We start from the raw sequence: 20,407 nt of genomic DNA, 5'->3' as shown, positions 1-20,407 counted from the left end.
GGTGCCTCGCGCATTCCCGCAGGCACGGACGAGCGCGCGCGGGCCCGCGGGGGTCCGACACAATGACGCCGTGACCGCGCCCCACGACCTCTCGCCGCAGCCCGGCCCACGCCCGACTGCCCGTGTCCTCAAGATCGTCGGGGCGCTCGTGCTCGTCGCCATGTTCGTCGCCGGCGTCGTCTCCTTCCTGCCGGGAGGGCTGGGCGGGGTCCTCGGCCGCGGCGGCCCGCCCGAGGTCGAGGGCAACATCGTCTGGGACAGCAAGGACCTGGCGGTCCAGCTCGGGCCCGACGGCTGGCTGACCCACCCTGCTGGCGGGGGCGACTACGCGGCGCGCAATGTCCGCACGGGCACGTCGTGGACGATCGGCGACCTCGCCTCGCAGATGTCCATCTCGCATGAGGGCGTCGTCGTGCAACCCGACGGCACGAAGGTCCTCGTGCAGCGAGAGGGGTCGACCCGCACGGTGACCACGAAGGACATCGCCGACGAGCAGGGGGACGACGATCTGTGGCCGGGCGAGAACGTCGATCTCGTCGCCTTCGGCGAGGAGCACGTCGTCGTCGCGACCTGTCTGGCGCCGAGTCCCTCGCGCCTGCTCGACGAGGTCGAGGGCGGGCACGCGGTCTTCGCGGGTCTCTCGATCGAGGACGCGTCGATCGCCTGGGTGCGCGACGTGGGTGCGCGCTGCGGCGGTGACTTCTGGCACCCGGGCAAGCCCAAGACCCTCCCGGCGCAGCCCTATGTGCTCCTCGAGCCGAGCGAGGACCACCTCGTCGTCGTCGACGTCGCGACCGGCGAGACGGTGCTCAGCCGCTCCGGTCAGGCCCGCTACGAGATCGCGATCCACGGCGACCGCGTCCTCGTCGAGGAGGACGAAGGGGAGGTCGCGTGGCGATCGCTGCGCACCGGCAAGGAGATCACCCGGGTGCGCTGCGACGGCGCCCGCGTCGGCTCGACGGGTGACATCTCGCGGCAGGTCCCGCCGGAGGGCACGCCCTTCGTCGAGTGCGCGGACAGCGTGCGCGTCCTCGACGGTGATCGTGTGGTCGAGATCGACGCCCAGCCCCTGGGCCTGGGGGAGGGGCGGCTGCCGGAGGGCCGGGACGTGGCCGTGGGGCGCCATGTCATGCACCGCGAAGGGAAGGTCGTCACCGTGCGGGACGGGCTGGAGGACAAGGAGATCGGGCGGCTCGACGTGCCGGAGGACTTCGAGGTCGCCGGGTGGACGTCGCCGGGCCGGCTCCTCGTCTTCGCGAGCGTCGACACGGGCGGCGAGCGCCCGACCTCGGCCTACCGCGCCTTCGACGCGCGCACCGGCGAGCTCGTCCTGTCGACGAGCGGCGGCATGCGCACGGGCGCCGACGTCTCGCCCGACGGCGTGATCGTCGTCGAGTCCGACGACGAGGACCTCGAGGGCACCCGGCTGTGGGTCGCCGCGACGAAGGAGACCCCGTGAGCCGCACGCCGAGCAAGGTCGGCGACCTCACCCGGCTCGTCGCGGTCGTCGTGGCGGCGGCGGTGCTCCTCGGATTCGGGCTGGTCCTCTTCGGCCGTCTGGGCGGCGGAGGTTCCGTCGACGGGAAGGTCCGCTACTCGACCTCGGACCACGCCTACGGCATCCACCTGGGACCCCACGGGTGGTTCAGCTACACCGACGACGACGGTGACTGGGTGCAGCAGGCGACGACGGGTGACCGCTGGCGCAGCGAGGGCTTCTACGGCGACGGCGCCCTGACCTCGGACGGCACCTTCGTCAGCACGCTCGGTGGGGACGTGCGCATCGAGCGCGAGGGCCGTCAGCTCGAGGCGCGGGGTGCCGACCTGCTCGTCGCCCACGGCGACCGTAGCCTGCGGCCCGGCGAGGAGGCGCAGCTCGTCGGGATGTCGACCCGGCACGCCGCCGTCGTCTCGTGCATGTCCCCCGGCGGCGAGGCCCGTCTCGGCGAGGAGGTCGACGGCGGGCGGCTCGTCGTCTCCGGTGTCGCCCTTGAGGACGCGAGCGTGACCTGGAGCCACGACACCGAGGTCGGCTGCGATGCCGACCTGGCCACGCTCTACCCCGAGGGTCTGCCGGAGCAGCGTTACGTGCTGCTCACCCCGGACGAGGAGACGACTCTGGCGCTCGACCTCGACACGGGCAAGGTGGCGCGCACCTGGCGCGACGCCCCGCGTGGGCGGGTCATCGTGCGCGAGGACGTGGCGGTCTCCCGCGAGGGTGACGAGGTGCGGGCACTCTCCCTTCGCTCGGGGGACGAGGTGGCGCGCACGGCATGCCCCGGGGCGCGGCTCGACACCCCCGGTGACTGGGGCGGCCGGCTCGCCGCGGAGGCCACCCCGCTCGTGCGGTGCGGCAGCAGCGTCCGGCTCCTCGACGGCGACCGCTTCGTCACCGTCGACGCCCCTCCGGTGGAGGAGTCGCAGCAGGTCGCCGACGGACGATCGGTCGTGCACGACCGCTTCGAGATCTCGCGCGCCGGCGACACCCTGACCTTCAGGGACGCGCTCGCCGACGAGGTCGTCGGCGACGTCGAGATGCCCGACGGATTCCGGATCTCGACGAACGACCTGCGTGGTCGGCTCGTCGTCTTCTACCGGCCGGCCGACAAGATCTTCGGCGACGACACGGACACCGAGTTCCGCATCGTCGACACCCGCACGGCGACCCTCGTCGCGACGACCGGCGATGGTCTGTCGCCGGGCGCGGAGGTCTCGACCGACGGCTTCGCCGTCCTCACCGAGCGCGTCGAGAGGCGCCGCAGCCGGTCCTCACGCACCTATGCCTGGGTCGTCGGTGTCGACGAGGTGCGGCGCCGCGACTGACCGCGGTCGCATGGGGCCGTGCGACGGGGCCGGATCAGTCGATCTCTTCTCCCGCAAGGGCCTTCGCCGCGAGGCGCTCCTCCTCGCTCACCTCCCAGACCTCCCACGCGGCGTGCACCGCGATGAGGATGATGAGGCAGCCGAGGACGAGGTCGGGCCAGCCGGAGGCGGTCCACAGCGTGACGACGGCCATCGCGATGACCGCGAGGTTGACGAGCACGTCGTTGCGCGCCGAGAGGAAGGCCGCGCGGCTGAGCGAGCCGCCCGCGTGCCGCACGCCGGCGAGCAGCCAACCGCTCGTGCCGTTGACGACGACGGCGCCGAGCGAGGCGAGGACGACGGGCAGCACCTCGGGCGCCGTCGGGTCGGCGAAGCGCCGGACCGCCTCGACGCCCGCGACGGTCGCCGGCACGAGGATGACCAGGGCCATCGCCTTGCCCATGAGGGCGCGGCGGGCGAGCGGCCACCCCAGCGCGATGAAGATCAGCAGGTTGATCGACGTGTCCTCGAGGAAGTCGACGCTGTCGGCGAGCAGCGACACCGACCCGGCGTAGAGGGCGACGGTGAACTCCACGAAGAAGTAGGCGAAGTTGATCAGCGCGACGACGAGCACGACCCGCCGCAGGCGGTCGGCATCGAGGCGCGCGGGATGGGCGTCGGTCATGGTCGGGACGATAAACCGCTTGCGCCGCAAGCGCGGCCGGAGCCCAATGGTCGGGTGACCACCACACGGGCCGTCGTCCTCGTCGAGGGCGAGAGCGACCGCGAGGCCCTGCACGCCCTCGCGCGCCGCCTCGGCGTGGACCTCGCTGCGGCCGGGGTCGTGGTCGTCGCCATGGGCGGCGTGACCAATGTGCGCGCCCACCTCCAGCAGTGGCGCCGGCAGGCGCCCGGCCTGCACGTCAGCGGCCTCTACGACGTCGCCGACGAGCACCACGTGCGAAGGGGGTTGCTCGCCGGGGGGCTGCCCGTCACCGAGGTCGGTGGTCTCGCCGGTCTCGGGTGGCACGCGTGCGTCACCGACCTCGAGGACGAGCTCCTGCGCGCCCTCGGGCTGCCCGCGGCAGAGGCGGTCGTCGAGGCGGCGGGGGAGGGGCCCTCCCTTCGCCTCCTGACGCAGATGCCCGCGCAGCGAGGCTGGTCGCGCAGGGACCTGCTGCGCCGGTTCCTCACCTCGCAGTCGGGGCGCAAGGCCCGGTATGCGCGGCTCTTCGTCGAGGCGCTCGACCTCGACCGGGCGCCCGCCCCGCTCGTCGCGGTGCTCGAGGACGCAGTCGGGCGGTGACCGTGCGGGGCCGTCTCCCGGGTCGCCGGGGCATCGCTGCGTCATGGCGACCCCACAGCGGACCCACAACCTGCGGGGCTTGGCTTAGGTCCATGACCCGGAGGCAGCGAACGAAGGAGATGGCCATGACGACACCGCGGACCCACGAGGGGCGGGTGCTGCCGAAGCAGGACGAGGAGCTCGTCGACCAGGGACTGCAGTTCGACATCGGCACGCTCTTCGGGCGCCGCCGGATGCTCGGCCTCCTCGGGGCCGGGACCGTGCTGGGCCTCACGGCCTGTGCCGGGAGCGGCGAGGGCTCGAGCGGCAGTGCCACGTCAGCGAGCTCGGGCTCCGGCTCGAGCACGAGCGGCAGCTCGAGCTCGCTGACCGAGATCCCCGACGAGACCGCCGGCCCCTACCCCGGGGACGGCAGCAACGGTCCCGACGTCCTCGAGGAGAGCGGCGTCGTGCGGCAGGACATCCGCTCAAGCTTCGGCAGCAGCACGACGACCGCCGAGGGGGTCCCGATGACCCTGACGCTGAAGATCAAGGACCTCGCCGAGGGTGGTGGCGCCTTCGCCGGTGTCGCGGTCTACGTGTGGCACTGCGACCGCGACGGCAACTACTCGATGTACTCCGAGGGCGTCGAGGACGAGAACTACCTGCGCGGTGTCCAGGTCGCCGACGACAGCGGCACGGTGAGCTTTACGAGCATCTTCCCGGCCTGCTACTCCGGTCGGTGGCCGCACATCCACTTCGAGGTCTACCCCGACGAGGCGAGCATCACCGATGCCTCCAATGCCATCGCGACCTCCCAGGTCGCCCTGCCCCAGGACGTGTGCACCACGGTCTACGCCACCGACGGCTACGAGGCCTCGGTGGACAACCTGTCGAGCCTGAGCCTGACGAGCGACAACGTCTTCGGCGACGACGGGGGCACGAGTCAGCTCGCGGACGTCAGTGGCAGCGTGACGAAGGGGTACGACGTCACCCTGGTCGTGGGCGTCGACACGACGACCGAGCCCAGCGGTGGTGGCGCCGGTGGTGGCGGTCAGCCCGGCGGTGCGCCCCCTTCGCAGGGCTGAGCCGGTCACCCGGACCGCGTCCGAGGGGAGGCACCCACCTGCGTAGCCTGCAGGTGTGCGTCTCCTCCTCATCCGTCACGGCCAGACCCCTCACAACGTCACCGGTGCGCTCGACACCACCTTCCCCGGCGCCGGGCTGACCGAGCTCGGGCAGCGACAGGCCGCGGCCGTCCCGGAGGCGCTGGCCGACGAGGACGTGAGCGCCGTCTACGCGTCACCGCTGATCCGCACCCAGCTGACGGGATCGCCTCTGGCGCAGGAGCGTTCGATCGATGTGCGCGTTCGCGAAGGCCTGCAGGAGATCGCTGCCGGCGACTTCGAGATGCGGTCGGACCAGGCGGCCGTCGCGGCCTACCTCGGCGGGCTCGCCGCGTGGTTGCACGGCGATCTCGACCACGCGCTCGCGGGCGGGACCGACGGCCACGACTTCATGGCGCGCTACGACGCCGCGGTGCGGGCCATCGCGCAGGGGCACGGGCGCGGCGACACGGTGGCGCTCTTCAGCCACGGAGCCGCGATCCGCGTCTACGCCGCGCTCTCGGCCGGCCTCGACGCCGACGCGATCGAGGGGAAGTGGATCAACAACACCGGCATGGTCATGCTCGACGGCCGCCCCGGCGAGGGCTGGGACCTCGTGCGCTGGCACGGCGACCCGCTCGGCGGTGGGCACCTCGCCAGCGTGCGCGCCCACGACGTCACGGGCGAGGCGATCGACGAGGAGCTCGACGCCGACGACCGGTGACCTCCCCCCATCTGTCGCATTGCCCTACGGCAATGCGACGTCGGGCGAGGTGATCCAGGAGCCGGCGCGCACGACCCGGGTGACCGCCAGGTCGTCGTCGAGCACGACGAGGTCGGCGCGGGCGCCGGCCTCGATGCGGCCGACATCGGTCAGCCCGAGCGATGTAGCGGGGGTGGCCGTCGCGGCCGTCACCGCGGCCTCGAGGGTGAAGCCGCTCGCGACCGCGTGGCGCACCGCCTCGGCCATGGTGAGCGTGGAGCCGGCGATGGCACCGGTCGCGGTGCGGGCCACGCCATCGCGCACCTGCACGTGGATCGGCCCCAGGTGGTAGTCGCCGTCGTCGGCGGCCGCCGCGCCCATCGCGTCGGTGACGAGGACGATCCGTCCGTGGGCGGCCCGCTCGGCCAGCCGCAGCATCGCGGGGTGCACGTGCACGCCGTCCGAGATCAGCTCCACGCGCACGCGCTCGTCCTCGAGCAGGGCGGCGATCGGCCCCGGGTGGCGGTGGTGCAGCCCCCGGATCTGGTTGAAGAGGTGCGTGGCCACGGTGGCGCCCGCGTCGATCGCCGCCCGGGCCTGCTCCCACGTCGCGTCGGTGTGCCCGACCCCGACGACGACCCCCGCGTCGACGACCCGCCGCACCGCCTCGAGGGCCCCGTCGAGCTCGGGTGCGATCGTCGCCATCCGCAGCGCGTCACCGCCTGCGGCGAGCAGCCGGTCCACGTCGGCAGGCGAAGGGGGGCGCAGCAGGCTCGGCTCGTGGGCACCGCAGAAGTCCGCGGACAACCACGGCCCCTCGAGGTGGACCCCGGCGAGGACCCCGTCGTCGACGAGCTCGGCGAGCACCCGAACCGACCGGTCGAGCCGGTCGATCTCGTCGGTGACCAGGCTGGCGACGAGGCTCGTCGTGCCGTGGGCCAGGTGGGCCCGCGCGACGGTCGCCGCCTGGTCGGGGTCGCCGACGGTGAAGGAGGCCCCGCCACCGCCGTGGCAGTGGGTGTCGACGAAGCCGGGCACGAGGGTGCCCGTGAGGTGGAGGGGTCTCGAGGCTCCGGCCGCGGACGGCCTGCGCTCCTCGACCTGCGGGATGGCGGTGGGGGGACCCCCTTCGCCCACCTGCGCGATGCGCTCGCCCTCGACCTGCACCCACCCCGGGGCGAGCGTGCGCCCCGGGGTGAGGACGCGGTCGGCGGTGACGATCACGCCGAGTCGTCCGCGGTGACGAGCGACTCCTCGCCCTCGTCCTCGCGGCCCGGGGTGCGCAGGTTCCACGTGCGGATGACGAAGCGGAAGAGCACGTAGTAGACGACGGCGTAGCCGAGCCCGATGAGGACGAGGAGCAGCGGCTTCGTCGCGATGTTGTAGTTGAGGACGAAGTCGAAGAGGCCGGCGGAGAAGCCGAAGCCGTCCTTGATGCCCAGAGCATTGGTCAGCGCGAGCGAGGTGCCGGTGAGCACCGCGTGGATGACGTAGAGCGGCCACGCGACGAACATGAAGGCGAACTCGAGCGGCTCGGTGACACCGGTGAGGAAGGAGGTCAGCGCGGCCGAGCCCATGATGCCGCCGACGAGCTTCTTCTGCGCCGGCTTGGCCTCCTGGTAGATCGCCAGGGCGGCGGCGGGCAGGGCGAACATCATGATCGGGAAGAAGCCGGTCATGAAGGCGCCGGCCGTCGGGTCGCCGTTGAGGAAGCGGGCGATGTCACCGGTGACCGGCTTGCCGCCCTCGGGCGTGTACTCGCCGATGAGGAACCACGGGGGGTTGTTGAGGATGTGGTGCAGGCCGGTGGGGATGAGCAGACGGTTGACCGTGCCGTAGACGAAGCCACCGATGACCTCGTTGTCGGCGACCCACTCGCCGAGGCCGGTGATCCCGGCGTCGAACCACTGGTAGACGAAGCTCGTGAGGACCGAGATGACGATCGCGGCGGTCGCCGTGGCGATCGGCACGAAGCGCCGTCCGCCGAAGAAGGCGAGATAGGCCGGCAGCTTGATCCGGTGGTAGCGCTGCCACAGCCACGCGGCCGTCAGGCCCATGGCGATGCCGCCGAAGACCCCGTAGTTGATCAGCTCCTGCTCCTCTCCCTTCGCCGGCGTCCCGAGGACGAAGGGGGACATTGCGTCACCGACCGCCTTGAAGACGAGGTAGCCGACGACGGCCGCGAGGGCCGTCGAGCCGTCGGCCTTCTTCGCCATGCCGATGGCGATGCCGACGGCGAAGAGGATCGGCAGGTTGTCGAAGAGCGCACCGCCCGCGGCGCCGATGACCGGCGCGACCCGCGTCCAGCCGAGGCCGTCCGCGCCGAGCAGGTCGGGCTGGCCCAGGCGCAGCAGCAGGGCTGCGGCGGGCAGCGCGGCGATCGGCAGCATGAGGCTGCGGCCGAACTTCTGGAGCGGGGCGAGGTTGAGCTTGCGGCGCCCGGAGTCCCCGGACGCGATGGAGCCGTCTGCAGTGGTCACGGCGTGTTCCCTTCGTGTGGCGGTGCCGGCGGTGGGGTGTCGTCCCGGCTCAACGACATGTGCAGCTGGTAGCGGTCTCCGCGATATCGGGAGACGACGTGCTCGACCGGGCGGCCGAGGCTCGTGGACAGGCGGCGGAAGACGAGCAGCGGCGCCCGGTCGGGGCAGGCGAGCAGCTGGGCGACCTGGCCCTCGGCGCACTCGCCCCACAGGGTCTGCTCGGCGGCGTCGATGACGACGCCGTACTCGTCGGCGAGCAGCGCGTAGATCGAGTCACCGAGGTCGTGCCGGTCGAGGCCGGGAGCGAGGTCGGCGGGGTACCAGCTCTCCTCGAGCGCGATCGGCTGCCCGTCGGCCAGGCGCAGCCGGTCCAGCCGCCAGGCCCGGCCCGGGCCGAGCCACTGGGTGACCTCGCTCGGGGGAGCGGCCAGGCGCACGCCGAGGAGCCGGGTCGACGGGGTGAGCCCGCGTCGGCGCATGTCCTGGCTGAAGCTCGCGAGGTGCAGCCGGCTCTCCAGCCGCGGGCGGGCGACGAAGGTGCCCTTGCCGTGGACCCGGTGGAGCATGCCGTCGGCGATGAGCGACTCGATCGCCTTGCGGACCGTCGCGCGGGAGAGGGAGTAGGTCGCCATGAGCTCGCGCTCGGAGGGGATCGCCGCCTCGGGTCCCAGGCCGGCGGCCAGCTCGGCGATCGCCTCGCGCATCTGGACGTGCTTGGGACGGGGCCCGTGGAGCGGTGCTCGCGACACTTCCCGATCCTCACCTTCGTTGGTACGGTCTGGTACGTACCAGTGAGGATCCACGTCGGGGTGGGAGGTGTCAAGCATCGTGACCGTGATGGCCCGCGAGATCGCCGAGCAGCCGGCGGCCGTGCGCCGCACGCTCGAGGCGCTGCTGCCGCTGCGCGCCGACGTGCGCGCGCTCTTCGCCGACCGTCGCCGCGTGCTGCTCGTCGCCCGTGGGTCGAGCGACCACGCCGCCATCCACGGCCGCTACCTCCTCGAGGCCTGCGCCGGCATCCCGGCCTCGCTCGCCGCCCCGAGCATCGCCACGCACTACCGCGCCGACCTCGACCTCGCCGACACCCTCGTGGTCGCGATCTCCCAGTCCGGCGCCACCGAGGAGATCGTCGCCACGGCCGACTGGGCCCGTGGGCACGGGGCCGCCGTCGTCGCCGTCACCAATGTCGAGGGCTCCCTGCTGGCGAAGGGGGCGGACCTCGCCCTGGTCACGCAGGCCGGGCCGGAGCTGGCCGTGCCGGCCACGAAGTCGCACCTCACCCAGCTCGTCGCGGTCGCCGTCGTCGCGGACGCGCTCGGGGCGGAGCTGGACCCGGAGGGGAGCGACGACCAGTGGAGGCGGGTCGCCGAGGAGGTCGCGCTCGCCGTGGAGCGGGCCGAGCTCGTCGAACCCGCGGTGCCGCTGCTGCAGGCGGCCGAGCACGTCGTCGTCTCCGGCCGCGGCATGTGCCTGGCGACCGCGCTCGAGACGGCGCTGAAGATCGAGGAGACCTGCCTGGTCCCCGTGCGCGGCTACTCCTACGCCGACCTGCGGCACGGGCCGATCTCCGTCGTCGGACCCGACGTCGCGGCGGTGCTCGTCGCCGCGCAGGACGGGCCGATGACCGCGGCCATGACCGACGTCGCCGACGACCTGCGCCGCCGGGGGGCGCGGGTCGTCGGCATCGGTGGGGACACCCCCTTCGCCCGGGCCTGCGACGTGCACGTCCCCGGGCCCGACCTGCCCGAGCCGCTCGCGCCGATCGGGCTCGTCGTGCCCGCCCAGCTGCTCGTCGAGCGCCTCGCGCGCGCCCTCGGGCGCGACCCCGACAGCCCCCGCGGTCTGGCCAAGGTCACCCGCACCGACACACACTGATCCCCACCCACCCCACGAGAGGAACCCCCATGGCCAGCAAGGCAGAGCAGATCCTCGCCGCCCTCGGCGGCGCGGACAACGTCGTCGAGATCGAGCCGTGCATCACCCGGCTGCGGACCGAGGTCAACGACGGCTCGAAGGTCGACCAGGCCGCGCTCAAGGCCGCCGGCGCGCACGGCGTCATGGCCCAGGGCACGGTCGTGCAGGTCGTCGTCGGTCCCGAGGCCGACACCCTGGCCGAGGACATCGAGGACCTGATGTGAGCGAGGTGCTCGCCCCCAGCGCCGGTGCCGTCCTGCCGATGACGGCGTGCGTCGACGAGGTCTTCGCCCAGCAGCTCGTCGGGCCCGGGCTCGTGCTCGACCCGCCCGACGGCGAGACGACGGTCGTCGCCCCGATCGCCGGCACGGTCATGAAGGTCCACCCCCACGCCTTCGTCGTCGTGGGGGAGGGGGCCGGCGTGCTCGTCCACCTCGGGATCAACACCGTCAAGCTCGAGGGCGCCGGCTTCGCCGTCCACGTCGAGCAGGGCGCGACCGTCGCCGCCGGCGACCCGATGATCACGTGGGATCCGGCGAGCCTGCCGGCCGAGGTCGCGGGCTCCGCGATCTCGCGCCAGGTCCCGGTCGTGGTCCTCGACGTGCCCGCCGACTCCCTCGATCTGTCCGCCGCGCCGACCGAGGTCGTCACGGGCGACCTGCTCTTCCGTCTCGCCTGAGCCCCGTCCCGCCGGCCGGGTGGCCCGGCGAGCGGGCGTGCGCTGCGCCCAACACAAACACATGTGACTATCCCTTTACTTGTGTTGTTTCGTCTTCTACGGTGGGTCGTGTTCACCACCGGCACCGGCGCCTGGGGCGCCCGGCAGGACGAGGGAGTCCACTCGATGTACGCACCCGAGCGGCAGCAGCGCATCCTCGAGATCGCGCGCACGCACGGCCGGGTCGAGGTCGTCGCCCTCGCCGACGAGCTGTCGGTGACGACCGAGACCATCCGACGTGACCTCACCGCCCTCGAGCGCCGCGGCGGCCTGCGTCGGGTGCACGGCGGCGCGCTGCCGGTCGAGCGCCTCGAGGTCGAGCCGCCGCTGGCCACCCGCTCCGGTCGGCACTCGCAGGTCAAGCGCCGCATCGCCGCCCGCGCCCTCGACGAGCTCCCCGTGGAGGGGACCGTGCTCGTCGACGGCGGGTCGACGACCCTCGCGCTCGCACAGCTGCTCCCGGACCGCCCCGGCCTGACCGTCGTCACGAGCTCCGTCGACGTCGCCGTCCTCCTCCGGCCGCACGAGCACACCGAGCTCTACGTGCTCGGCGGCCGGGTGCGCGGTCGCACCGGGACGACGGTCGGCACCTGGCTGACCTCTGCCCTCGCCGACGTGTGCGTCGACGTCGCCTTCGTCGGCACCAACGGCTACTCGAGCGCCCGCGGCATGACGACGCCCGACCAGTCCGAGGCCGATGCCAAGCGGGCCATGGTCGCCGCTGCCCGGCTCGTCGTCGTCGTCGCCGACTCCTCGAAGGCGGGCGACGACCACTTCCACCGCTTCGCCGACACGGCGACGATCGACCTGCTCGTCACCGACGACGGGCTCGACGACGAGACCGCCGCCGAGCTCGGCGCCGAGGGCATGGCGGTCGCACGCGCATGATCATCACGCTCACCCCCAACCCGAGCATCGACCGCACCGTCGACCTGGCCGCGCTGCGGCGCGGCCAGGTCAACCGCGCCACCGCCAGCCGGATCGACCCCGGCGGCAAGGGGGTCAACGTCTCCCGGGCCCTGACGGCACAGGGCTCGCCGACCCTGGCCGTGCTCCCCGAGGGCGGGCCCGAGGGCCACCTCATGGCAGAGCTCCTCGACGCCGCAGGCGTGCGCCGCCGTGGGGTCCCGGTGGCCGGTTCGGTGCGGCTCAACGTCACCGCGGTCGAGCCCGACGGCACGACGACCAAGCTCAACGAGCCCGGCCCGACCCTGGACAAAGTGGAGGTCCGTGCCCTCCTCGAGGCCGTCGCCGACGCCGTCCGGTCGGCGGGAGGCGAGCCGGTGTGGGTCGTCGGGTGCGGGTCGCTGCCGCCCGGCGCGCCGGCCGACCTGCTCGCCGGTCTCGTGACCGCCGGCCGCCGGGCCGGAGCCCGCGTGGCCGTCGACTCCTCGGGCGACCCCCTTCGACCGGCGGTGGCCGCTGGACCCGACCTCATCAAGCCCAACCGGGTCGAGCTCGAGGAGCTCGTCGGTGCCGACCTGCCGACGCTCGGGGCGGTCGTCGACGCGGCCCGGGACCTCGTCGCCGGAGGGGTCGGCCGGGTGGCCGTCAGCCTCGGCCGCGATGGTGCGGTGCTCGTCGACGGCGACGAGGTGGTCCACGCCCGGGCGACCATCGCCCGCCCGGTGTCGACGGTGGGTGCAGGCGACTGCATGCTCGCCGGCCTGCTCCACGACCTCGCCGCCGGGGCCCCCGCCGCGCAGGCGCTGTGCACCGGTGTCCGGTGGGGCGCCGCTGCCGTGACCCTGCCGGGCAGCAGCGTCCCCACGCCGCCCGACCTCGCCGACATCGACGTCTCCGTCACCACGACCCCTGACCGCTCCCTCGCCGTCCGCGACTGAGCCCCACCCCCGGAAGGACCGAGCAATGCCGCTCATCACCCCGTCGCAGGTCGTGCTCGACCTCAGCGCACCAGACTCCCACGCCGCGACCCGGCGGCTGGCCGAGACTCTCGTCGAGAGCGGTCGCACCACCGACGTCGAGGCCTTCCTCGACGACGTGCGGGCCCGGGAGGAGGTCATGGCGACCGGCCTGCCCGGCGGCATCGGCATCCCGCACGCCCGCAGCGCGGCGATCACCGAGCCCTCGCTCGTCTTCGGTCGAGCCACCCGGGGCATCGACTGGGGCGCGAAGGACGGCCCCGCGACGCTCATCTTCCTCATTGCCGCGCCCGAGGGGGGCGGAGAGGCGCACATGCAGGTGCTGCCCAAGCTCGCCAAGGCGCTCATGGACCAGTCCTTCCGCTCGGCCCTCGAGGCCGCGACGACCGAGGCGGAGGTCGTCGCGCTCGTCGAGGAGCGGGTCTCCCTCGACGAGCCGAAGCAGGGCACCCCGCAACCCGTCGCCTCGGCTGCGCCCCCGGCCGTCGAGTCCTCCGATTCCACGCAGTCCTCGGAGCCCACTCACTCCTCGGACGAGGGCGCTGCGGACGAGGCGTCCGCGGGCGGTGCCTCCGCAACGACCGCGGGCGAGGGTTCGCATTCCCTGCACCTCGTCGCGGTGACTTCCTGCCCGACCGGCATCGCCCACACGTACATGGCCGCAGAGGCGTTGCGGACGGCCGCCGAGGAGGCGGGCCACACGATCACCGTCGAGACCCAGGGGTCCGCGGGCTCGACCCCGCTGTCCCGCAGCGAGATCCAGCGTGCCGACGCGGTGATCTTCGCCCACGACCTCGAGGTCAAGGACAAGGGCCGCTTCGCTGGCCTCCCGACCGTCGACGTCGGGGTCAAGAAGGGGGTCTCGGACGCACCCGAGCTCGTCGAGCGTGCCGTGACGCTGGCCGGGCAGTGGGCGGCCAACCCCCAGCGGGCGGCGGCGGCCGCCGCGGCCACCGACCTGGCCGACGGCACCGGGGACGAGGACCCCGAGGTGTCGACCGCGACCAGGGTGCGCCAGTGGCTGATGACCGGGGTGAGCTACATGATCCCCTTCGTCGCGGCCGGTGGGATCCTCATCGCCCTGTCCTTCATGCTCGCCCAGATCGCCATGGGCGAGCAGGGCGCCATCGAGATCACCCAGTACTCGCTGACGGCCGAGGGTGACCTCAACATCGCCAACAGCTTCAGCCCGCTGAGCCTGACCTCGTGGGCGGCGTTGTTCTTCGTCATCGGCGGCGCGGCCTTCGGCTTCCTCGTCCCGATCCTCTCGGGCTACATCGCCTACGCGATCGCCGACCGGCCCGGCCTCGTGCCCGGCATCGTCAGCGGCTGGATCGCCTCGACGATGGGCGCCGGCTTCCTCGGCGGTCTGGCGACCGGTTTCATCGCGGGCTTCGTCGCCCGGTGGGTGGCCGGCTGGAAGGTCCACGCCGGCGTGCGCGGCGTCATGCCCGTCGTGGTCATCCCGCTCCTGTCGACGCTCATCACGGCAGGGCTCTTCATCACCGCGCTCGGCCGCCCGATCACCTGGCTCATGGACTCGCTCACCGCCGGGCTCGAGGGCATGGGTGGCGGCAGCGCGCTGCTGCTCGGCGCCCTCCTCGGCGGGATGATGGGCTTCGACCTCGGTGGCCCGGTCAACAAGGTGGCCTACACCTTCGGCACGACCGGTCTGACGGTCGCGGGCACGGCCACCGACGCCATCCAGCTGAAGATCATGGCCGCCGTCATGGCCGGTGGCATGGTCGCACCGCTCGCCCTCGCCCTGGCCACGACGGTGCGCCCGCGGCTCTTCTCGGAGCCCGAGCGCGAGAACGGCCGGGCGGCGTGGCTGCTCGGTGCCTCCTTCATCTCCGAGGGGGCCATCCCCTTCGCCGCCGCCGACCCGGTCCGGGTCATGGCCAGCTCGGTCGTCGGCTCGGCGATCACCGGCGCCCTCGTCATGGCCGGTGGGGTGACCCTCCGGGCGCCCCACGGCGGCGTCTGGGTGCTGCCCCTCATGGGCAACTTCCTGATGTTCGTCGTCGCCCTCGCCGTCGGCGTCCTCGTCATGGCCGCCATCGTCATCGCCCTCAAGACCATGGGTTCGCGCGCCGCGCAGCCCGAGGGGGACCCGCAGCGGGTCGCCGCCTGACAGGCTGGGTCGCGCACCCGCGGGACCCGGCCCACCAGCACCACCCACATCACCAGAACATCCGCACCGTCCACAGCAAGGAGCCGTCATGGCCAGTCGCACCACCACCATCGCCTCGTCCGTCGGCCTGCACGCGCGACCCGCAGCGCTCTTCGTGCAGAAGGCGTCCGAGTCCGGGCTCGACGTGCAGATCGGCCGCCCCGGCGACGAGCCCGTCGACGCGACGAGCATCCTCGGCGTCATGGCGCTCGGGGCCAAGCACGGCGAGCAGGTCGAGGTGAGCGCCGAGGGCGAGGGCGCCGACGCGGTCCTCGACGAGCTCGTCACCCTCCTCGAGACCGACCTCGACTCCCAGGAGTGATCGCGATGGCCGACGAGGTCAGCACCCGGCAGGGCATCGGCGTCTCCTCGGGCACCGCGCACGGACCCGTGGTGCTCGTCGCACCACCCGTGCGGGCACCCGAGCGGGAGCCGGCGGCCGCCGACCCCGAGGCCGCCCGCGCGGGCATCGCGCAGGCGCTCGAGGCGGTCGCCGCGGAGCTCGACGCGCGCGCCGCGCGGGTCGAGCCCGCCGCCGCGGAGATCCTCTCGGCCACCGCGCTCATCGCCCGGGACAAGAGTCTGCTCAAGGCCGCCGGTGCGCACGTCGACCGAGGGAGTGGCCCGGCCACCGCGATCGAGGCGGCCGTCGAGGAGTTCGTCACGAAGTTCGAGACGCTCGGCGGCTACTTCGCAGAGCGGGTCACCGACCTGCGTGACGTCGGGTCGCGCGCGGTGGCGGCGGTCCTCGGCGTGCCCGCCCCGGGGGTCCCGGAGCTGACCGAGCCGAGCGTCCTCGTCGCCGAGGACCTCGCTCCCGCGGAGACCGCACTGCTCGACCCCGCGCTCGTCCTCGCCATCATCACCAGCCAGGGCGGACGCACGAGCCACACCGCGATCCTCGCGGCCCAGCGGGGGTTGCCCGCGGTCGTCCGGTGCGAGGGTGCCCTCGACCTGACCCCCGGCGTGCTCGTCGCGGTCGACGGCGACTCCGGTGTCGTGACGATCGCCCCCGGGGACGACCTCGTGGCCGACATGTCTGCCCGGGCGGACCGCCGCCGCGCCGCGCTCGCCGGCAGCAGCGGACCCGGCAGCACGAGCGACGGCCACGCCGTCGCGCTCCTGGCCAACATCGGCGACGTCACCGACGCCGAGTCGGCGGCAGCCCAGGACGTCGAGGGGGTCGGCCTCTTCCGCACCGAGTTCGTCGTGCTGTCGGCGTCGACCGCCCCGACCGTCGACGAGCAGGCCGAGGTCTACCGACGGGTGCTCACCCCCTTCGGCAGCCGGCGCGTCGTCGTGCGCACCCTCGACGCGGGGGCGGACAAGCCGCTCGCCTTCGCCGACCTCGGTCCGGAGGACAACCCCGCGCTCGGCCGACGGGGGCTGCGGCTGTCCATGGCCCGACCAGACCTGCTCGACGCGCAGCTCGAGGCGCTCGCCGTCGCCGCGCGCGACACGGGGGCCGATCTGCGGGTCATGGCCCCGATGGTCGCAACCGTCGACGAGGCACGCTGGTTCGCGGCCCGGGTGCGCGAGCACGGGCTGCCCAGCGCCGGCGCGATGATCGAGGTGCCGGCCGCAGCGCTGCGCTCGCGGCACCTGCTCGCCGACCTCGACTTCGCGAGCATCGGGACCAACGACCTGTCGCAGTACGCCCTCGCCGCCGACCGGATGCAGGGCGAGCTCGCCGACCTGCTCGACCCCTGGCAGCCGGCCCTGCTCGACCTCGTCGCCGCGGCGTGCGACGGGGGAGCGCAGACGCACACCCCGGTCGGGGTGTGCGGGGAGGCGGCCGGTGACCCGCTCCTGGCGCTCGTCCTCGTCGGACTCGGCGTGACGAGCCTGTCGATGGCCCCGAACCGGGTGCCGATGGTCCGGCTGGCCCTGGCGCGCCACACGCTCGCTGACTGCCGGGCGGCCGCCGAGGCCGCCCGCGGGGCCGAGACCGCAGCGCGGGCCCGCGAAGCCGTCGCCGCCCTCGCCGACCCGGCCCTCGCCGAGCTCCTCTGACCCCCCGCCCCTGACGCCCAACTCTGCAAAACCCTAGGGTCCTGCAGGGTTGACTCTGCAAAACCCTAGGGTTTTGCAGGGTTGAGGCTGCATTCCCCCGGGGGAATGCAGAGCCCGAGGTCGCACTTCCTTGAGGTCGTGCGGGCGGGTGGGGCGGCGGTGACGGGTGAGGTCGTGGGCCGCGGGCGGTGGCCGCTACAGTGGCGACGCGGCCAAGACGGTCCGCCGCGACCCCGACACCCCGGAGAACACCGCGTGAACGACATCCGTCCAGATGCAGTCATCATCCTCGCCGCCGGCGAGGGGACCCGGATGAAGTCGACCCTCCCCAAGGTCCTCCACCCCATCGGTGGGGCCCCGCTCCTCGGGCACGCGATGCGCGCGGCGTCGGGCGCGGGTGCCACGGAGACCGTCGTCGTCATCCGCCACCAGCGCGACCGGGTCGCCGAGTTCATCGAGGACTACGCCACCCGCTCGAGCATCAGCTGCCGCACCGCCGACCAGGACGAGGTCAAGGGCACCGGCCGCGCGGTCGAGTGCGGCCTCGAGGTCCTGCCCGCCGACCTCACCGGCACCGTCGTCGTCACCATGGGTGACGTGCCGCTGCTCTCGGCCGAGACGATCAGCGAGCTGACCCGCGCCCACGTCGAGGCGCAGGCCGCGGTCACCGTCATCACCTCGGTCCTCGAGGACGCCAAGTCCTACGGCCGCATCGTCCGAGACCCCGAGGGCGGTGTCGAGCGGATCGTGGAGTTCAAGGACGCGAGCGACGCCGAGCGCGAGATCCGCGAGATCAACTCCGGCATCTACGCCTTCGACGCCCAGGTCCTGCGCCGCGAGCTGGCCAATGTCACGAGCGACAACGCCCAGGGCGAGAAGTACCTCACCGACGTCCTCCAGCTCGCCCGCGCCGCCGGCGGCCGCGTCGCCGCCCACGTCCTGTCCGACCTCTGGCAGACCGAGGGTGTCAACGACCGCGTCCAGCTCGCCGAGCTCGGTCGCGAGCTCAACCGGCGCACCTGCGAGCGGCACATGCGTGCCGGCGTGACGATCGTCGACCCCGCGACGACGTGGATCGACGTCGACGTGACCATCGGCCAGGACACCCGGGTCCTGCCCGGCACCCAGCTGCTCGGGGCGACGAGCATCGGCGCCGAGGCGACGATCGGGCCCGAGGTCACCCTCACCGACTGCGAGGTCGGGGACGGCGCGGAGGTCAAGCGGGCCGAGGGCAACCTCGCCGTCATCGGCGCGGGCGCCACCGTCGGCCCCTACTCCTACCTGCGTCCGGGCACCGAGCTCGGGGCGAAGGGGAAGATCGGCGGCTTCGTCGAGACGAAGAACGCCACGATCGGCGAGGGCGCCAAGGTCCCGCACCTCACCTACTGCGGTGACGCGGTCATCGGAGAGGGAGCCAACATCGGCGCCGGCACGATCTTCGCCAACTACGACGGGGTCAACAAGCACCGCACCATCATCGGCAAGCACTCCTTCGTCGGCTCCGACTCGGTCCTCGTCGCCCCCGTGACGGTCGCCGACGGCGCCTACGTCGCGGCCGGCTCCGCCCTGACCGACGAGGTCGGCCCCGGCCAGCTCGCCGTCGCCCGCGGCCGCCAGCGCAACATCGACGGGTGGGTCGCCAAGCAGCGCCCCGGCACCGCCACCGAGGCCGCTGCGCAGGCCGCGGCGGCACCCCCTTCGTCCGACCCCACCGCACCCACCGACACCAGCGAGGACTCCCAGTGACCGGCATCAACAAGACGACCGAGAAGAACCTCATGGTCTTCACGGGGCGCACACACCCCGAGCTGGCCGATGCGGTCGCCGCCGAGCTGGGCACCGACCTCGTGCCGTCGAGCGCCTACGAGTTCGCCAACGGCGAGATCTACGTGCGCTACGAGGAGTCGGTGCGCGGCTGCGACGCCTTCGTCCTGCAGAGCCACAGCACGCCGATCAACGAGGCGATCATGGAGCAGCTGCTCATGGTCGACGCGCTCAAGCGCGCCAGCGCCAAGCGGATCACCGTCGTGCAGCCCTTCTACGGCTACGCCCGCCAGGACAAGAAGCACAAGGGTCGCGAGCCGATCTCGGCCCGCCTCATGGCCGACCTCTTCAAGACCGCGGGCGCCGACCGGCTCATCGCCGTCGACCTGCACACCGACCAGATCCAGGGCTTCTTCGACGGGCCGGTCGACCACCTCATGGCCCGCCCGATCCTCGCCGACTACGTCAAGGACAAGTACGGCGACCGCAAGCTCGCCGTCGTCTCCCCGGACGCCGGCCGGATCAAGGTCGCCGAGCAGTGGTCGCGCCAGCTCGGCGACGTGCCGCTGGCCTTCATCCACAAGACGCGCAACATCGAGCGGCCCAACGAGTCGGTCGCCAACCGCGTCGTCGGTGAGGTCGAGGGCCGCTGGTGCGTGCTCGTCGACGACATGATCGACACGGCCGGCACGATCACCAAGGCCGCCGACGCGCTCATGGCGGACGGCGCCGCCGGCGTCATCATCGCCGCGACGCACGCGATCTTCTCCGGCCCGGCCGTCGAGCGGATGCAGGCCTGCGCCGCCGAGGAGATCATCGTCACCGACACCCTGCCGCTGCGCGACGACCAGCGCTTCGACGAGCTGACCGTGCTGTCGATCGCGCCGCTCATCTCCCGCGCGATCCGTGAGGTCTTCGAGGACGGGTCGGTCACCAGCCTCTTCACCTGATCGCCCGACGACCGGCCCAGCGCACGCACCGCGGCGCTGGGCCGTCGTCGTGCTCAGGCGCGGCGGGACCGGTAGGCGGCGGCCGCCAGGCGGTTGCCGCAGCCGCCGTCGCAGTAGCGCCTGCTCCGGTTGCGCGAGAGGTCGACGAGCACGGCGTCGCAGTCGTCGGCGGCGCACACCCGCAGGCGGGAGAGCTCGCCGGCGCGGACGACGTCGACGAAGGCCATCGCGGCCTCCACCTGCATCCGCCGGGCGAAGGGGGCGTCGGTCTGGGTCGCGTGGATGTGCCAGCCGTAGTCGTCGTGGTCGACGAGCTGGGGGAGGGCGTCGCCGGTGCGCAGCAGGTCGTTGACCAGCGCCACCGTGGCGACCGGGTCGTCGGCGGCCTGCCACACGGCGCGCAGCCGGGGGCGCAGGGCCTGCGCCTGCTCGAGCTCGGCCGCGTCCCCGTCGAAGCGCCCGGTCCACCCCCACCCGACGTAGAAGTCGCGCAGCTGCTCGGGCGTCGACAGGGCGTCGCCGTCGTCCTGCCCGCCGGCGCCCTCGGCGGTGTTGACGAGCGCCGCCGCGGTCTGCAGGGCGACGTCCGTGTCATGGGTGAAGACCATGTTGACTC

At 73.1% G+C, this 20,407-nt stretch carries 20 protein-coding genes; 15 read left to right on the top strand and 5 right to left on the bottom strand.

All coding sequences use genetic code 11. From position 1 onward, the window contains the following. Nucleotides 1–70 precede the first annotated feature (70 nt). The gene (locus tag ACQBJO_RS13200; protein WP_421008673.1) at nt 71–1,459 is read left to right on the top strand and encodes a hypothetical protein; all 1,389 of its coding nucleotides are present in this window, start codon (nt 71–73) and stop codon (nt 1,457–1,459) included. Further along, complete coding sequence (locus ACQBJO_RS13195; protein WP_421008672.1) at nt 1,456–2,823, top strand: hypothetical protein; 1,368 nt, start codon at nt 1,456–1,458, stop codon at nt 2,821–2,823. The genes ACQBJO_RS13200 and ACQBJO_RS13195 overlap by 4 nt, the downstream gene beginning before the upstream one ends. A gap of 34 nt (nt 2,824–2,857) precedes the next feature. Here ACQBJO_RS13195 and ACQBJO_RS13190 read toward each other — a convergent pair whose 3' ends face one another. Further along, the gene (locus ACQBJO_RS13190; protein ID WP_421008671.1) at nt 2,858–3,487 is read right to left on the bottom strand and encodes a cation transporter; all 630 of its coding nucleotides are present in this window, start codon (nt 3,485–3,487) and stop codon (nt 2,858–2,860) included. Nucleotides 3,488–3,541: 54 nt separating this feature from the next. Here ACQBJO_RS13190 and ACQBJO_RS13185 point away from each other — a divergent pair, with 54 nt between their 5' ends. The 3 genes from ACQBJO_RS13185 to ACQBJO_RS13175 all read left to right on the top strand — a co-directional run bounded on the left by ACQBJO_RS13185 (nt 3,542) and on the right by ACQBJO_RS13175 (nt 5,917). Next, nucleotides 3,542–4,108 carry a TOPRIM nucleotidyl transferase/hydrolase domain-containing protein gene (locus tag ACQBJO_RS13185; protein ID WP_421008670.1) on the top strand — a complete coding sequence of 189 codons (567 nt, stop codon included), beginning with the start codon at nt 3,542–3,544 and terminating at the stop codon, nt 4,106–4,108. A 125-nt stretch (nt 4,109–4,233) separates the two neighbouring features. Then, nucleotides 4,234–5,175 carry an intradiol ring-cleavage dioxygenase gene (locus tag ACQBJO_RS13180; RefSeq protein ID WP_421008669.1) on the top strand — a complete coding sequence of 314 codons (942 nt, stop codon included), beginning with the start codon at nt 4,234–4,236 and terminating at the stop codon, nt 5,173–5,175. 55 nt (nt 5,176–5,230) lie between these two features. Next, a complete protein-coding gene (locus tag ACQBJO_RS13175) occupies nt 5,231–5,917 on the top strand; it encodes a histidine phosphatase family protein (protein WP_421008668.1) in 687 nt (228 codons plus the stop codon). A gap of 24 nt (nt 5,918–5,941) precedes the next feature. On the opposite strand, the gene nagA is transcribed toward ACQBJO_RS13175, so the two are convergent. From nagA to ACQBJO_RS13160, 3 genes are read right to left on the bottom strand one after another with little or no spacing between them, the layout of a single operon-like run. Continuing rightward, entirely contained in the window at nt 5,942–7,120 is a 1,179-nt protein-coding gene (gene nagA / locus ACQBJO_RS13170) for an N-acetylglucosamine-6-phosphate deacetylase (RefSeq protein ID WP_421008667.1), read from the bottom strand. After that, complete coding sequence (locus ACQBJO_RS13165; RefSeq protein ID WP_421008666.1) at nt 7,117–8,376, bottom strand: PTS transporter subunit EIIC; 1,260 nt, start codon at nt 8,374–8,376, stop codon at nt 7,117–7,119. The genes nagA and ACQBJO_RS13165 overlap by 4 nt, the downstream gene beginning before the upstream one ends. Beyond that, a complete protein-coding gene (locus tag ACQBJO_RS13160; RefSeq protein ID WP_421008665.1) occupies nt 8,373–9,080 on the bottom strand; it encodes a GntR family transcriptional regulator in 708 nt (235 codons plus the stop codon). Before ACQBJO_RS13160 ends, ACQBJO_RS13165 begins: the two co-directional genes overlap by 4 nt. A gap of 133 nt (nt 9,081–9,213) precedes the next feature. Between ACQBJO_RS13160 and ACQBJO_RS13155 the strand changes: the two genes are divergently transcribed. From ACQBJO_RS13155 to ACQBJO_RS13110, 10 genes are all read left to right on the top strand, one after another. Continuing rightward, on the top strand, nt 9,214–10,251 hold the full coding sequence (locus ACQBJO_RS13155; protein WP_421008664.1) for an SIS domain-containing protein: 1,038 nt from the start codon (nt 9,214–9,216) through the stop codon (nt 10,249–10,251). Between the two features lie 29 nt (nt 10,252–10,280). Then, the gene (locus tag ACQBJO_RS13150) at nt 10,281–10,514 is read left to right on the top strand and encodes a glucose PTS transporter subunit EIIB (RefSeq protein WP_255184232.1); all 234 of its coding nucleotides are present in this window, start codon (nt 10,281–10,283) and stop codon (nt 10,512–10,514) included. Next, complete coding sequence (locus ACQBJO_RS13145; RefSeq protein ID WP_421008663.1) at nt 10,511–10,969, top strand: PTS sugar transporter subunit IIA; 459 nt, start codon at nt 10,511–10,513, stop codon at nt 10,967–10,969. Before ACQBJO_RS13150 ends, ACQBJO_RS13145 begins: the two co-directional genes overlap by 4 nt. A gap of 108 nt (nt 10,970–11,077) precedes the next feature. After that, complete coding sequence (locus ACQBJO_RS13140; RefSeq protein WP_427801391.1) at nt 11,078–11,896, top strand: DeoR/GlpR family DNA-binding transcription regulator; 819 nt, start codon at nt 11,078–11,080, stop codon at nt 11,894–11,896. Beyond that, nucleotides 11,893–12,852 carry a 1-phosphofructokinase gene (gene pfkB, locus ACQBJO_RS13135; protein ID WP_421008662.1) on the top strand — a complete coding sequence of 320 codons (960 nt, stop codon included), beginning with the start codon at nt 11,893–11,895 and terminating at the stop codon, nt 12,850–12,852. Before ACQBJO_RS13140 ends, pfkB begins: the two co-directional genes overlap by 4 nt. Before the next feature lie 25 nt (nt 12,853–12,877). Continuing rightward, nucleotides 12,878–15,025 carry a PTS fructose transporter subunit IIABC gene (locus tag ACQBJO_RS13130; protein ID WP_421008661.1) on the top strand — a complete coding sequence of 716 codons (2,148 nt, stop codon included), beginning with the start codon at nt 12,878–12,880 and terminating at the stop codon, nt 15,023–15,025. Nucleotides 15,026–15,113: 88 nt separating this feature from the next. Further along, on the top strand, nt 15,114–15,386 hold the full coding sequence (locus tag ACQBJO_RS13125; protein WP_421008660.1) for an HPr family phosphocarrier protein: 273 nt from the start codon (nt 15,114–15,116) through the stop codon (nt 15,384–15,386). Between the two features lie 5 nt (nt 15,387–15,391). Further along, nucleotides 15,392–17,077, top strand: coding sequence for a phosphoenolpyruvate--protein phosphotransferase (gene ptsP, locus ACQBJO_RS13120; protein ID WP_421008659.1), 1,686 nt, complete (start codon nt 15,392–15,394; stop codon nt 17,075–17,077). A gap of 312 nt (nt 17,078–17,389) precedes the next feature. Then, complete coding sequence (gene glmU, locus ACQBJO_RS13115; RefSeq protein ID WP_430407183.1) at nt 17,390–18,823, top strand: bifunctional UDP-N-acetylglucosamine diphosphorylase/glucosamine-1-phosphate N-acetyltransferase GlmU; 1,434 nt, start codon at nt 17,390–17,392, stop codon at nt 18,821–18,823. Continuing rightward, on the top strand, nt 18,820–19,791 hold the full coding sequence (locus tag ACQBJO_RS13110) for a ribose-phosphate diphosphokinase (protein ID WP_255184225.1): 972 nt from the start codon (nt 18,820–18,822) through the stop codon (nt 19,789–19,791). The genes glmU and ACQBJO_RS13110 overlap by 4 nt, the downstream gene beginning before the upstream one ends. Before the next feature lie 53 nt (nt 19,792–19,844). Here the strand turns inward: ACQBJO_RS13110 and ACQBJO_RS13105 are convergent, their stop codons facing one another. Further along, on the bottom strand, nt 19,845–20,399 hold the full coding sequence (locus tag ACQBJO_RS13105; RefSeq protein WP_421008657.1) for a CGNR zinc finger domain-containing protein: 555 nt from the start codon (nt 20,397–20,399) through the stop codon (nt 19,845–19,847). Between the last annotated feature and the right edge of the window lie 8 nt (nt 20,400–20,407).

This window comes from Janibacter zhangyanbonis, from assembly GCF_050507325.1.
Taxonomy (GTDB): Bacteria; Actinomycetota; Actinomycetes; order Actinomycetales; family Dermatophilaceae; genus Janibacter.
The sequence above is the reverse complement of the archived record's forward strand: the minus strand, read 5'-3'. Positions and strand labels throughout refer to the sequence as shown.